Origin of the sequence: Xanthomonas euvesicatoria pv. euvesicatoria, assembly GCF_020880415.1 — a bacterium.
Taxonomy (GTDB): domain Bacteria; phylum Pseudomonadota; class Gammaproteobacteria; order Xanthomonadales; family Xanthomonadaceae; genus Xanthomonas; species Xanthomonas euvesicatoria.
The window spans coordinates 17238-31083 of sequence record NZ_JAJIUJ010000048.1 but is presented as its reverse complement, the minus strand read 5'-3'; the positions used below and the strand labels follow the sequence as shown (position 1 = coordinate 31083).

General features: G+C 64.3%; 15 protein-coding genes. 13 read left to right on the top strand and 2 right to left on the bottom strand.

Translation table 11 applies throughout. The features are described 5' to 3' along the window. Nucleotides 1–31 precede the first annotated feature (31 nt). Entirely contained in the window at nucleotides 32–628 is a 597-nt protein-coding gene (locus LN450_RS08395) for a DUF1439 domain-containing protein (RefSeq protein WP_011348114.1), read from the top strand. A gap of 112 nt (nucleotides 629–740) precedes the next feature. Here the strand turns inward: LN450_RS08395 and LN450_RS08390 are convergent, their stop codons facing one another. Together LN450_RS08390 and LN450_RS08385 are read right to left on the bottom strand one after the other, a co-directional pair. Further along, nucleotides 741–1283 (bottom strand): type 1 glutamine amidotransferase domain-containing protein, encoded by a 543-nt coding sequence (locus tag LN450_RS08390; protein WP_011348115.1) that lies wholly within the window; start codon nucleotides 1281–1283, stop codon nucleotides 741–743. A gap of 101 nt (nucleotides 1284–1384) precedes the next feature. Continuing rightward, on the bottom strand, nucleotides 1385–1852 hold the full coding sequence (locus LN450_RS08385) for an SET domain-containing protein (protein ID WP_011348116.1): 468 nt from the start codon (nucleotides 1850–1852) through the stop codon (nucleotides 1385–1387). Between the two features lie 172 nt (nucleotides 1853–2024). On the opposite strand from LN450_RS08385, the gene LN450_RS08380 reads away from it, so the two are divergent. From LN450_RS08380 to LN450_RS08325, 12 genes are all read left to right on the top strand, one after another. Beyond that, nucleotides 2025–2483 (top strand): SUF system Fe-S cluster assembly regulator, encoded by a 459-nt coding sequence (locus tag LN450_RS08380; RefSeq protein WP_011348117.1) that lies wholly within the window; start codon nucleotides 2025–2027, stop codon nucleotides 2481–2483. Nucleotides 2484–2498: 15 nt separating this feature from the next. Then, a complete protein-coding gene (gene sufB, locus LN450_RS08375; protein ID WP_008571839.1) occupies nucleotides 2499–3956 on the top strand; it encodes a Fe-S cluster assembly protein SufB in 1458 nt (485 codons plus the stop codon). Between the two features lie 155 nt (nucleotides 3957–4111). Then, entirely contained in the window at nucleotides 4112–4876 is a 765-nt protein-coding gene (sufC, locus tag LN450_RS08370; RefSeq protein ID WP_011348118.1) for a Fe-S cluster assembly ATPase SufC, read from the top strand. Beyond that, nucleotides 4876–6138 (top strand): Fe-S cluster assembly protein SufD, encoded by a 1263-nt coding sequence (gene sufD / locus LN450_RS08365; protein WP_005913315.1) that lies wholly within the window; start codon nucleotides 4876–4878, stop codon nucleotides 6136–6138. Before sufC ends, sufD begins: the two co-directional genes overlap by 1 nt. Further along, nucleotides 6135–7379 carry a cysteine desulfurase gene (locus LN450_RS08360; RefSeq protein ID WP_011348119.1) on the top strand — a complete coding sequence of 415 codons (1245 nt, stop codon included), beginning with the start codon at nucleotides 6135–6137 and terminating at the stop codon, nucleotides 7377–7379. Before sufD ends, LN450_RS08360 begins: the two co-directional genes overlap by 4 nt. 169 nt (nucleotides 7380–7548) lie before the next feature. Further along, nucleotides 7549–8088, top strand: a complete 540-nt coding sequence (locus LN450_RS08355; protein WP_011348120.1) for a GNAT family N-acetyltransferase — start codon at nucleotides 7549–7551, stop codon at nucleotides 8086–8088. After that, nucleotides 8085–8414, top strand: coding sequence for a non-heme iron oxygenase ferredoxin subunit (locus LN450_RS08350; RefSeq protein ID WP_003487771.1), 330 nt, complete (start codon nucleotides 8085–8087; stop codon nucleotides 8412–8414). Before LN450_RS08355 ends, LN450_RS08350 begins: the two co-directional genes overlap by 4 nt. A 340-nt stretch (nucleotides 8415–8754) precedes the next feature. Continuing rightward, a complete protein-coding gene (locus LN450_RS08345) occupies nucleotides 8755–11073 on the top strand; it encodes a TonB-dependent receptor (RefSeq protein WP_011348121.1) in 2319 nt (772 codons plus the stop codon). Nucleotides 11074–11121: 48 nt separating this feature from the next. Next, nucleotides 11122–11808 (top strand): Fe2+-dependent dioxygenase, encoded by a 687-nt coding sequence (locus LN450_RS08340; protein WP_011348122.1) that lies wholly within the window; start codon nucleotides 11122–11124, stop codon nucleotides 11806–11808. After that, the gene (locus tag LN450_RS08335) at nucleotides 11801–12559 is read left to right on the top strand and encodes a tetratricopeptide repeat protein (RefSeq protein ID WP_011348123.1); all 759 of its coding nucleotides are present in this window, start codon (nucleotides 11801–11803) and stop codon (nucleotides 12557–12559) included. Before LN450_RS08340 ends, LN450_RS08335 begins: the two co-directional genes overlap by 8 nt. A 7-nt stretch (nucleotides 12560–12566) precedes the next feature. Beyond that, on the top strand, nucleotides 12567–13208 hold the full coding sequence (locus tag LN450_RS08330; protein ID WP_011348124.1) for a PepSY-associated TM helix domain-containing protein: 642 nt from the start codon (nucleotides 12567–12569) through the stop codon (nucleotides 13206–13208). 21 nt (nucleotides 13209–13229) lie between these two features. Further along, nucleotides 13230–13745 carry a DUF2271 domain-containing protein gene (locus tag LN450_RS08325; RefSeq protein ID WP_011348125.1) on the top strand — a complete coding sequence of 172 codons (516 nt, stop codon included), beginning with the start codon at nucleotides 13230–13232 and terminating at the stop codon, nucleotides 13743–13745. The last annotated feature ends 101 nt before the right edge of the window (nucleotides 13746–13846 follow it).

Sequence of the window (13846 nt, the reverse complement as noted above, 5' to 3'; positions counted from 1 at the left end):
AGGTGATGTCATCTGTTGCCGGAGTCACCCGATGAAACTGCGTTCGCTTGCCGGTTCCATGCTCGCCCTCGCCTTGGCAATGCCCATCACCAGCGCCTGGGCTGCGCCGCAGATCCAGGGAAAACAGATCAGCGTGCAGGCCAGCGACCTGCGGCACTATCTGGGTGGTCGCTTCCCGCAGACACATGACACGCTGGGCGGGCTGATCGCGATGACGGTCAGCAACCCGGCGCTATCGTTGCCGCCAGGCGATCGGCTCAAGATGGCCTTCGATCTTGCCGTGGCGACCGCAGGCGGCGCTCCTGCACCGGTCGGCAATGTGACCTTGACCAGCGCACTGCGCTACGACGTGGCCAAACAGGGCTTTTATCTGGATCAACCCAGCATCGACGACTTCCGCCCCGCCCATGCAGGCGCAAAGCTCGACCACAGCACGCGGCAGCTGCTCAATACCTGGCTGGCCGACTATGCGCGCAAGGAGCCGATCTATCGGATCGACCCGGCCATTGCATCCGTGATGGGTGCGGTGCAGGTGGAATCGGTCGGCATCCAGAACGGGCGGGTTGCGGTCAACTTCAACCAGAACATCGAGCAACTGGTGCCCGCGGCAGCGCTGTCCGGGAAGTAGGTCCGCGTGGTATTGGCGTGGATGGCGACAATCCACGCAAGGCTACACATCAAGGCCCGACGCATCTGCGCCGGGCCTTGGTGTTTCGAGCTGACACTGGCCAGTGAAGAACCTATGCAGCCAAGGCCTTGGCCACGGCTGCGGCGAATGCAGGAATGTCGTCCGGCTTGCGGCTGGTAATCAGTTGGCCGTCGACCACCACTTCGGCATCCTGCCAGCGCGCACCGGCATTGATCAGGTCCGTCTTGACCGATGGCCATGAAGTGACCTTGCGGTCGCGGACCAAGTCGCTTTCGAGCAGCAACCACGGCCCGTGACAGATCGCCGCCACCGGTTTTTGTGCGTTCGAAAACGCGCGAATGAACGTGATTGCCTGCTCATCGGTGCGCAGTGTGTCGGGATTGAGCACACCGCCAGGCAACACCAGTGCGTCGTAGGATTCCGCCGCTGCATGATCTAGCCGCCGATCGACCGTTACCGAATCGCCCCACTCTGTGTGATTCCAGCCGCGAATTTGCGTGCCGTCGCCGGGCGCGATCACCTCGACCTTGGCACCCCAGCTTTCCAGCAGGCGCTTGGGTTCGGTCAGTTCGGATTGCTCGAAGCCATCGGTGGCCAGCACGGCGACGGTTTTGCCAGAGAGCGAATGAGACATGGGAGGCTCCTTGAAAAGAAGCCCAGACCCTAGGAATCACGCCGTTGCGCATCCGTGAACCGATGTGTGCGCGGCGTCAGTACGCGCACATGGCTGCGTGCTCAGCGCTTGGGTTGCAGCATCGTTCCGGTGCAATTCTTCGAGCCGCACCGGCATTCCCAAATTTTCTTCAGGCGTGGCGTATGACGCTCGGCAAGGGTGATGCCGTAGTTATAGGTGAGCTCTTCGCCGGGTTTGATGTCGCGCTTGGCCTCGATGAAGATCTTGTCCTTGCGGCGGTCGTCGCCCTCGGCTTCTTCGATCACCGCCTCGCAATTGGGATCGCAGCTGTGGTTGATCCAGCGCGCGACATTGCCTTCGTAGTTGGCATCCAGCACGTAGTCGTCGCTGAGCGTGAACAAAAAGGTATGCCCGCTTTCCACGTCGCCGGCGTCGTCGGCATCCACTTCGGCATGCGTGCGCAGCCGCCCCTTGTATTGAATGATGCGCTCGCCCTTGCGGAGCGGGGCGAGGGCGAACATGCCATTGCCGTGGATACGAGACTTGCGGGCGGCAACTTTGCGCGACATGTAAGGGTCCAGTGATGGGGCCGCTCATTGTGACTGCAGCGCGCCACTGCGCCAAGCACAAGCGCAGCGTGCGCCGCAACGGGCCACGCTTGCCGGCGGCTGAACCGCGCCGTTGGCCCTGCCCTGCCGGAAAGAGTACAATTTCGGTCCGCTTTCGGATTCCACCTTCCCCATGTTGCGCGTCACCAAACTCACCGATTACGCCACCGTGGTGCTGACCGTCCTGGCGGCACGCTGCGATCAGGTGCTCAGCGCAAGCGAATTGGCCGAACAGGCCGGTCTGGAAGCACCGACTGTCAGCAAGATTCTCAAGCCGTTGTCGCAGGCAGGCCTGGTCGAAGGCTTGCGCGGCGTGCACGGCGGCTACCGGCTTGCGCGCGCCGCCAGCGACATCACCCTGGTGGAGATCGTCGAAGCGATGGAAGGTCCGTTGGCGATCACCGAATGCAGCCAGGACCACAGCCAGTGCGGTATCGCGCAGCGCTGCGGCGTGCGGTCGAACTGGCGCCTGATCAACGACGTGGTCGGCGATGCCTTGCGCCGCGTCACGCTCGCGCAGATGTTGCAGCCCCTCTCTCTCCCTGGCGACAGCCGTCGGCGTTCGATCGCCGCACGCGTCGCGACCACCTGACCTGTAGGCAGCCCAATGGCCACCGAACTTGCTCCTCCGCAGAATGCGCAGATCCTCGAACGGCTGGGTCGACGTTACGACGCCGGCTTCATCACCGAAATCGAATCGGACTCATTGCCGCCCGGCCTGGACGAAGACGTCATCCGTGCGTTGTCGGCCAAGAAAGACGAGCCGCAATGGATGACCGACTGGCGTCTTGAGGCCTATCGCCATTGGCTGAAGATGCCGATGCCGGAGTGGGCGAAACTGCAGATCTCGCCGATCGATTTCCAGGCGCTGAGCTATTACTCCGCACCCAAGGGCCCGAAGTACGCCTCGCTGGACGAGGTGCCCAAGGAATTGCTGGACACCTACGACAAGCTTGGCGTGCCGCTGCACGAGCGCGCCAAGCTGGCCGGCGTCGCAGTCGATGCGGTGTTCGATTCGGTCTCGGTCGGTACCACCTTCCGCAAGGAGCTGGCCGAAAAAGGCGTGATCTTCTGTTCGATGTCGGAGGCCATCAAGGAACACCCGGAGATCGTCAGGCAGTATCTGGGCAGCGTGGTGCCGGTGGGCGATAACTACTTCGCCGCGCTCAACTCGGCCGTGTTCTCCGACGGCAGTTTCGTGTTCATCCCTGCGGGTGTGCGTTGCCCGATGGAATTGAGCACCTACTTCCGCATCAATGCCGGCCATACCGGCCAGTTCGAGCGCACCTTGATCGTGTGCGAAGACAAGGCCTACGTCTCGTATCTGGAAGGCTGCACGGCGCCCATGCGCGACGAGAACCAGCTGCATGCGGCGGTCGTCGAGCTGGTGACGCTGGAAGATGCAGAAATCAAGTATTCCACCGTGCAGAACTGGTACCCGGGCGACGAGGAGGGCCGGGGCGGCATCTACAACTTCGTCACCAAGCGCGCCGAATGCCGTGGCGCGCGCAGCAAGGTGACCTGGACCCAGGTCGAAACGGGCTCGGCGATCACCTGGAAGTATCCGTCGTGCGTGCTGATCGGCGACGATTCGGTGGGCGAATTCCATTCGGTCGCGCTGACCCACCACCGTCAGCAGGCCGACACCGGCACCAAGATGATCCACATCGGCAAGCGCACCAAAAGCAAGATCGTCAGCAAGGGCATCAGTGCCGGACGCGGCCAAAATACCTATCGCGGCCAGGTCAAGGTGGACCGCAATGCCGATGGCGCACGCAACTACACGCAGTGCGATTCGCTGTTGATCGGCAAGCAGTGCGGCGCCCACACCTTTCCCTATATCGAGGTGAAGAACCCGGGTGCCACCGTCGAACACGAGGCCACCACCTCCAAGATCAGCGACGACCAACTCTTCTATTGCCGCGCGCGTGGCATCAGCCAGGAAGATGCGGTGTCGTTGATCGTCGACGGCTTCTGCAAGCAGGTGTTCCGCGAGCTGCCGATGGAGTTCGCAGTGGAAGCCAAGAAGCTGCTGGAAGTCTCGTTGGAAGGCAGCGTCGGCTGACACATCTTTCCTTCTCCCCTCGGGAGAAGATGGCGCGCAGCGCCGGATGAGGGTACGAGCGAAGCCAAGTGCACTCAAACAGCACGATGCTTCGCACCAACCCTCACCCCAACCCCTCTCCCGGCGGGAGAGGGGCTCAATCACTGGATAAGACTATGCTCAACATTCAAAACCTCCACGCCAGCATCGCCGGCAAAGACATCCTCAAAGGCCTGTCGCTGGACATCCAGCCCGGCCAGGTGCACGCCATCATGGGTCCCAATGGCGCGGGTAAATCCACGCTGGGCAATGTGCTGGCCGGTCGCGATGGCTATGAGGTCGGCGCAGGCAGCGTGCAGTTCGACGGCAAGGATCTTCTCGACCTTCCACCGGAAGAACGCGCCGCCGCCGGCCTGTTCCTGGCCTTCCAGTACCCGGTGGAAATTCCCGGCGTCAACAACACCTATTTCCTGCGCGCCGCGCTCAATGCGCAGCGCAAGGCGCGCGGCGAAGACGAGCTGGATTCGATGCAGTTCCTCAAGCTGGTGCGGCAGAAGCTGGCCGTGCTGCATCTGAAGGACGAGCTGCTGCATCGCGGTGTCAATGAAGGGTTCTCCGGCGGCGAAAAGAAGCGCAACGAGATCTTCCAGCTGGCGGTGCTCGAGCCCAAGCTCGCCATCCTGGACGAGACCGATTCGGGCCTGGATATCGATGCGCTCAAGAGCGTGGCCGACGGCGTCAACGCGCTGCGTTTGCCCGAGCGTTCGTTCCTGGTCATCACCCACTATCAGCGCCTGCTCGACTACATCAAGCCGGACGTGGTGCATGTGCTGGCCGAGGGCCGCATCGTGCAGAGCGGTGGCCCGGAACTGGCGCTGGAGCTGGAAAAGCACGGCTACCACTTCCTGAAGGACCGCGTCGTGCCTGAGGTTGCCGCCTGATGAGCGCCCTGCTCGATTCCCTGGCGCGCGGTTTCTGCGGCAGTGACGCACGCCGCGCCGAGCTCGATGCCGCCCTGCAGACCGGCCTGCCCGGCCCGCGTGCCGAGGCCTGGAAATACACCTCGTTGCGGCAGCTGGAACGGCGCAGCTTTCAGCCTGCCCCGCTGGTGCCCACGCTGGTGGATGCCGCCGCGCTGGACGACATTCCGTCGCCACGCCTGGTCTTCGTCAATGGCCGCCCATCCGAGGCGCTCAGCGATCTGTCCACGTTGCCGGAAGGCGTGCAGTTGGACACCCTGTCTGCATCGTTGGCTGCAAGCGACGAGGCGCAGCAGTTGCTGGGCCGCCGCTTCGACGGCAGCGATGAAGTCTTTGCGCGTCTGAATGCTGCGCTTGCCGACGAAGGCGTGCTGGTGCGCGTGCAAGCCGGCGCGCAGATCGAGCTGCCGCTGCATCTGGTGTTCGTCGGCGTGGCCGGCGAGCAGGATCTGTCTTGGCATCACCGCCATCTGATCGAATTGCGTGCCGGCGCCGCATTGCAGGTGGTTGAGCATCATCTGCACGTGGGCGATGCCGCGCATCTGGCCAACAGCGTGATGCATGTGCATCTGGCCCAGGGTGCAGCACTGTCGCACGCGCGCGTGCAAGCCGGCAGCGCACATGCGACGTCGCTGCTGCGCACCGAGGCGGTGCTGGCACGCGACGCCCGCTACCAGCGTGTGGACCTGGAGTTGGGTGCCGGGCTGTCGCGGCACGAGCTCAACGTGCGGCTGGAAGGCAACAACGCCCAGCTCACCGCCAATGGCGTGCTGCTCGGCAACGGCCGCCGGCATGTGGACACGCGCCTGGGCATTGAGCACATCGCGCGCGACACCGCCTGCGAGCTGGTGTGGCGCGGTGTGGGCGCGGACCGCAGCCGCGTGGTATTCCATGGGGGCATCCGCATCCGCGCAGGTGCCGACGGCACCGATGCACGGTTGTCCAACAAGAATCTGCTGCTGTCGTCCAACGCCGAAATCGACACCCAGCCGGTGCTGGTGATCGATGCCGACGAGGTACAGGCCGCGCATGGTGCCACGGTGGGCCAGCTCGACGACAACGCCTTGTTCTACTTGCGCTCGCGCGGCTTGCCGCAGGAAGAAGCGCAGCGCCTGCTGAGCGCCGCGTTCTGTCATGAGCCCTTGCGCGTGCTGCCAGCCGCCCTGAGTGCCGTGCTGGCACTGCAATTGGACCGTGCATTGAATTCGGCAGGCGTGGCATGAACATGCCGGCCATTCCGCCCAGCGCAGCGCCCGATTGGGACCGTGTGCGCCTGGATTTCCCGCTGCTGATGCGGCAGGTGCATGGCAAGCCGCTGATCTATTTCGACAACGCCAACACCGGCCAGAAGCCGCTGCAGGTGATTGCCGCCACCGACGAGTTCTACCGGCGCCAGAATGCCAACGTGAGCCGTGCCGTGCATGCGCTCGGCAGCGAGGCGACGGACGCGTTCGAGGGCGCGCGCAGCAAGCTGGCGCGCTTTCTCAACGTCCGCGCCGATGAGCTGGTGCTGTGCAGCGGCACCACCTTTGCAATCAATCTGGTGGCGTATTCGTGGGCATTGCCGCGGCTGGGCGCCGGCGATGTGATCCTGATTTCGCGCATGGAACACCATGCCAACATCGTGCCGTGGCAGTTGGTGGCCCAGCGCACCGGCGCCACCATTCGCGTGGCCGAAATCACGCCCGATGGCGCGCTGGATCTGGATGCCTTGCGCAAGGCGATGACCCCGGACGTCAAGCTGCTGGCAATCACCCACGTGTCCAACGTGCTCGGCACGGTCAACCCGGTACGCGAGATCTGCCGCGAAGCGCGCAAGCGCGGCATCGTCACCATGGTGGACGGCTCGCAGGCGGCACCGCATCGACGCATCGACGTGGCCAGCATCGGCTGCGATTTCTACGCCATCACCGGGCACAAGATGTGCGGCCCTACCGGCACCGGCGCACTGTGGGCACGTCGCGAGCATCTGCAGGCGATGCCGCCGTTTCTGGGCGGCGGCGAGATGATCAAGGAAGTCAGCTTCGAGAACACGGTCTTCAACGATGCGCCGCACAAGTTCGAAGCCGGCACGCCCAATATCGCCGGTTTCGTCGGCCTGGGTGCGGCGGTGGATTACCTGGAGTCGCTCGGGCTGGCGCACGTGGAAGCACGCGAAGCCGAACTGCTCGCCCATTTCACTGAAGAGCTGCAACGCATCGATGGCCTGCGCATCTTCGGCACCACGCCCGACAAGGCCGCGGTGGTGTCGTTCCTGATCGAAGGTGCGCACTCGCACGACCTGGCCACCCTGCTCGACCTGGAAGGCGTCGCGGTGCGCTCGGGCCAACACTGCGCGCATCCGCTGCTGCAGTACTACGGTGTCGCCGCCACCTGCCGCGCGTCGCTGGCGTTCTACAACACGCACGACGAAATCGAGCGCTTTGTCGCCGCGTTGATGAAGGTGCGTCGACTGTTGGGCTGATGGGAATCGGGAATCGGGAATCGGGAATGGAGAATCGGAAGAGCGGTTCTCCCGAACGCCGGTAACGCTCGATGCATGGAACATGGCTCATCGAGCAGCACATGCTTTTCCCCATTCCCCATTCCCCATTCCCCATTCCCCATTCCCCATTCCCGATTAAACTGCCTCCATGCAGACCACCACTTTCCGCACCGCCACCGTCGCTGACATCGACGCCCTTGTCCTGCTGGTGACCTCGGCCTATCGCGGCGATAGCAGCCGCGTGGGCTGGACCACCGAGGCCGATATTCTCGAGGGTGCGCGTATCGATCCGGCCGTGCTGCGCGACGATCTCCTGCGCGAACGCAGCCTGGTGCTGGTGGTCGAACAGGATGAGCGGCTGGTGGCCTGTGCGCATATCGCCGATGACCACGGCGCCGGGTACTTCGGGATGTTAGCGGTGGATCCTTCGTTGCAGGGCAGCGGGCTCGGCAAGACGCTGTTGGCCGAAGCCGAGCGCCTCGCACATAGCCAATGGCAGCTGACGGTCATGCGCATGACCGTCATCGATGTGCGCGATGAACTCATCGCGTTCTACGAACGCCGTGGGTATCGCCGCACCGGCATCGTCAAACCCTTCCCGTACGGCGACGAGCGCTTCGGCATTCCGCTGCGCCAGGATCTGCGTTTTGAAGTGCTGGAAAAGCAGTTGGGCGGGCCAACCCCGTGAGCGACACCTGGACTTTCGTCTGTGCCAGCGATGCGCTGCTGCCCGGTGAAATGCAAACCGTCTGGGACGAGGTCACCGACACGCCGATCGTGGTGTTCAACCTCGATGGCGCCTTGTACGCGCTGGAAGACCGCTGCAGCCACGAAGACTACGAATTGTCGCCCGGCAGCTTCGATCCGGTTGCCGGCACCATCGAATGCCAGTTGCATAGCGCGCGCTTCGATATCCGCGACGGCCGCCCCTTGTGCGCGCCTGCCTACACGGCCGTGCCCAAGTTCCCGGTCAAGCGCGAACACGACGGTATCTGGACCCGCGACGATCGCTGACGCAGTGCATTGCGGCGGCCAGCGCTCCAGGGCGCCACGCGTGGCAGCGTCTGCCATCGACAGGTAAATATTGCAAAGAAGAATGATTTGCATTTAAGATCGCATCCTTAAGACCTTCTTAACAACTGGCCTGTCTGCGACCCCATGCAACCAGTCCTGCTCGACACCCGCCCCGCTCGTTCGCTCCGCCTGCGCGCCCTCGCGCAGCGCTTCAGCTTGCCTGGCTTGGGCGACTGTCGGCGCAGCGCTTCGGGTTAGCCGGCGCAGCCTCCACGCATTCCATCCCGCATCCGCCGAGCCATCGCCAGGTGGGAGCCTCGCCTCCTCTTTGAGACCTTCCATGACGCCTAGCATTTCCCCGCTCGCTTCGGCCGTGTTGCTGACGCTGTCCGCCCCCGCTTTCGCCCAGCCCGACGATGTGTCGGCGCCTCCAGGGGCGGTGGATCTGGATGCGATCCGGGTGCAGCAGGAACGTGCGCAGAAGCCCTCTTCGCCCAAGTACACAGAAGCGCTGCGCGACACGCCGCAGACCATTACCGTGGTCACCAAGCAGACCATGGACCAGCAGAATCTGCTGTCGCTGCGCGATGTGCTCAGCACCCTGCCCGGCATCACCTTCGGCGCGGGCGAAGGCGGCGGCGGCTATGGCGACAGCATCAACCTGCGCGGCTTCACCGCCAGCAGCGACATCACCACCGACGGCGTGCGCGACAGCGCGCAGTATAGCCGCAGCGACACCTTCAACCTCGAATCCGTCGAGCTCATCAACGGTGCCAACTCGGCCATGTCCGGCGCCGGCTCGGTCGGTGGCAACATCAATCTGGTCACCAAGACTGCCGGCCAGGGCAACTTCACCAATGTCATGATCGGCGGCGGCAGCGACCGTTACGGCCGCCTCACTGCCGACAGCAATTACGATTTCGAAAACGGCACTGCCGTGCGCTTGAATGCGATGGGCCACACCCAGGACGTGCCGGGCCGCGATGAAGAATTCCGTCACCGCTGGGGGTTTGCGCCGTCGGTGGCGTTCGGCCTGGGCTCGGACACGCGTTTCACGCTGAGCTATCTGCACCAGCACGACAACAACCTGCCGCAGTACGGCGTGCCCTTCGCGCTCAGCCCGTTCAACGATGGCCAGCTTCCGGGCGTGGACCGCGAAACCTACTACGGTTATCGCAATGTGGCGCGTCAGGAGATCGACGTGGACATGCTCACCGGCGTGCTGGAAATGGACTTCGACGACAACGTCAAACTGCGCAGCCTGGCGCGCTTGCAGCGCGTGGATCAGCGCACCACCGCCACTGCTCCGGAGGGCACCTGGTGCCTGCCCGACAACACCAACGCCTACACCGGCCGCGCGTGCGTGGGCCAGCCGCCATCCACCTGGAGCCCCAACAGCGGGCCGCGCGGACTGGTGCGCGATACCGAAAACTTCATCGCGCACAGCCAGACCGACCTGACCGCCACGCTGCACACCGGTGCAATCGAACATCGCGTCGTCGCCGGCGTCGCCTTCAGCAAGGAAGACTTCGAGCTGGATAGCGGTTCGCTGTTCCGCAATGCCGACGGCTCCACCACCGGCATCACCTACCCGCTGCAGTCGTTCGACAACCCGTACAACATCTGGACCGGCCCGCAGAACTATTTTCGCACCGGCCGCAGCAAGGGCAGCCTGACCAACCAGGCGGTGTACCTGTTCGACACGCTGCAATTCAACGAGCAATGGATGCTCAACCTGGGTGGCCGCTACGAGCACAACGAAGGCGACACCACCACCTACACCGTCAACGCCACCGGCGGCATCACCGGCGTGGCTGCAGGCTTCCCCGCCGGCAGCAAGGACGATCTGTTTTCGTATCGCGCCGGCCTGGTGTTCAAGCCGGTCGACAACGCCAGCCTGTACCTGTCCTATGCAAATGCGAAGACGCCTTCCAAAGCCTCGGTCAACGGCTCGTGCACGCCGATTGCCACCTCCACCGTGGGCGCCAACTGCAATGTCGAACCGGAAACCGCGGTCAATATCGAACTGGGCGGCAAGTGGGATGCGCTGGACGAGCGCCTGGCGCTGACCGCTGCGGTGTTCCGCAACGAACGCGAGAACTACAAGGTCAACAGCGGCGATCCGCTGGTCCCGGAACAGGTGCTGGACGGCAAGGCGCGCGTTGACGGCATCGCACTCGGTGCGGCCGGCTACCTGACCGACCGCTGGTCCATCTTCGCCAACTACACCTTCCTGGACAGCGAAGTGCTGCAGAGCGTGTCCAACCGCACCGCCAGCCTGACAGGCGACCCCATCGCCGGGCGCGAGCTGGTGCAGACCCCGCGCAACGCCGGCAATCTGTGGACCACCTACCAGCTCAACCAGTGGACCTTCGGTTACGGCGTCAACTATCAGGGCAGCTTCTACCCGAACAACACCTCGACCGCGGTCTACCGCAAGACCGACGCCTATTGGGTGCATCGCGCCATGGTCGGCCTGCGCGTCAACACGTGGCTCAGCCTGCAGTTGAACGTCAACAACCTGTTCGACAAGGTCTACTACACCAGCATCCGCAACAACCTCACTGTCAATGCCGCAGGAACCGTCACGGCGGGCAGCGGTTGGGCATTGCCGGGGGACGGCCGCTCGGCAGTGTTGAACGCCACCTTCAGCTTCTAACCCTCAGGCACGCCGTGCGCGCTGCGCGGGCGACGTGGAGACCACCGCATGTTGCTGCCCATTCCCGATGTGCTCAGCCCCGCGCAGCTCAGCCAGCTGCGCGCGCAGCTAGACGTGGCCGACTGGGCAGACGGCCGCATCACCGCCGGCCACCAGTCGGCACAGGCCAAGGACAACGCACAGTTGCCCGAAGACAGCGCCGTTGCACGCGAGGCCGGCGCGCTGGTGCTGGAGGCACTGGCGCGCAGCAGCACGTTCTTTTCCGCAGTGCTGCCGCGCAGGATCTATCCGCCGCTGTTCAATCGCTACAGCGGCGGGCAGTCGTTCGGCTACCACGTCGACAATGCGATCCGCTACGACCGCAGTCGCGGCGGCGCAGATCCCGTGCGCACCGATGTCTCCGCCACCTTGTTTCTCAGCGACCCGGACAGCTACGACGGCGGCGAGTTGGTCATCGAAGACACCTACGGCACGCAGTCGGTCAAGCTGCCGGCCGGGCATCTGGTGATCTATCCGGGCACGAGTCTGCACAGGGTCATGCCGGTCACGCGTGGCGCGCGCGTGGCGTGCTTTTTCTGGACACAAAGCATGCTGCGTGACGCTGCGCAGCGCCGCCTGTTGTTCGAACTGGATGTCTCGATCCGCCGCCTCACCCAGGACACGCCCGGGCATCCCTCATTGATCCAGCTCACTGGCGTGTATCACAACCTGTTGCGGCAATGGGCCGATGTCTGAGCCGGCGCTGGACATCACGCAGCTGAGCGCGTTGCTGCGCACGCAGCCGGAACAGGCACGTGCGCTCTTGCACAAAGCCGCTGCGAACCATGACGTAAGTGCACAAGTGCTGCTCGCGCAGATGTACGCCGAAGGACGCGGCATTGCCGCAGATCCGGCTGCAGCGATGCTGTGGTACGAAGTGGCCGCCAACGCAGGGTGTGCGGAGGCGATGAACCAGCTGGGCCGCTGCCATGAGCTCGGGTTCGGCACGGCCAGCAACGATGTGCTGGCCGTGCTGTGGTATCGCCACGCCGCCGAACATGGCCTGGTCTGGGGCATGTACAACCTGGCACACATGTACGCCTCCGGGCGCGGCGTGGCGCAGGACCACACGCAGGCATTGGCGCTGTACCGCCGCGCGGCCGAAGCCGGTCATGCCAAGTCGATGAACTTCCTGGCGCGCTATCTCGACCAGGGCCTGGCCTGCGCTGCAGATCCCCTGGCCGCATGCGTGTGGTACCGGCGCTCTGCCGAAGCGGGCGATTTCCGCGGTCAGGCCGGCTACGCCACCCTGCTCGCCGACAGCGGCGAGCTGGATGACGCAGAACAGTGGATGCGCCGCGCCATCGCAGGTGGCCACGCCGGTTTTCTGCAACAGCTCGCCCCGCTGCTGGCCCGCGCGCGCCATCCGCGCCTGCGCGCCCTGCTGCACGAGGTGGCTGCACGGCAGCGGCAGTTGCAGCCTCGCGTTTCTGACGTTATGGCCTGAGCGCAGCATGTCCACCTCAGACCACGCTCACCTCGCCAGCGCGCAGCAACGTCGCGGTTTCTGGCTGCGCATGCTGCATCAGTGGCACTGGATCAGCTCGGCGTTGTGCCTGATCGGCATGCTGCTGTTTACGGTCACCGGGCTGACCTTGAATCACGCCGCGCGCATCGAAGCCAGCCCATCGACCGAGCAACGCACGCTGACGCTGCCGCCTGCCCTGCTGCACACGCTGGGCAAGCGGCAGGACGGCAATGCACCGCTGCCGCCCCGTGTGGCGCAATGGTTGGCGCGCCAGCTCGACATCAGCATCGGCGCACGCAACGGAGAATGGTCGGCCGACGAGGTGTATGTCGCACTGCCCCGCCCAGGCGGCGATGCGTGGCTGAGCCTTGACCGTACAACGGGTGCAATCGAATACGAGCGCACATCGCGTGGCTGGGTCGCCTATCTCAACGATCTGCATAAAGGTCGCAACGCCGGGCCGGCCTGGGGCTGGTTCATCGATGTCTTTGCGATCGCCTGCCTGGTGTTCTGCATCACCGGCCTGTTTCTTCTTCACTTGCATGCACGGCAGCGACACATGACCTGGCCGCTGGTCGGCCTGGGCCTGCTGATTCCGCTGTTGCTTGCCCTGCTGTTGGTCCACTGAATCCTTCTACCGGAGACGATCATGCGCGCCACATTGACCATCGCCTTAAGCGGCCTGCTCGCCATGCCGGCATATGCGGTCACGCTCGACATCAACGTCGAAATCCCCAAGCTCAACGTCGCCGAATACCACCGCCCGTATGTCGCGATCTGGCTGGAAGGTGCCGATCAGAAGGTCGCCGCCAATCTGGCGGTCTGGTATCAATCCAGGGACACCGCCGAAGGCCACGGCACCAAATGGCTGCCGGATCTGCGCCAGTGGTGGCGCAAGAGCGGCCGCACCCTGAGCGTGCCGGTCGACGGTGTCACCGGCCCCACCCGGCCGGCCGGCGCGCATGCGCTGTCGTTTTCCGACACCAAGGGCGCATTGAAGTCGCTGCCGGCTGGGCAATACACGCTGGTGGTGGAAGCCGCACGCGAAGTTGGCGGCCGCGAGCTGGTCAAGGTGCCTTTCACCTGGCCGGCGACCTCCGCGCAGACAGCCAAAGCCAGCGGCAGCAGCGAGCTCGGTGCGATCATCCTGGTTGCAAAGCCCTGAACGCTGCGCTGGCGTTGGCGGTGCTCTCCAGCACGTCACTGTTTCCGCAGGTCACACCTGCCGCATGGCGGCAAGGCGTGTTGCTTCAAACCCGGCGCTTT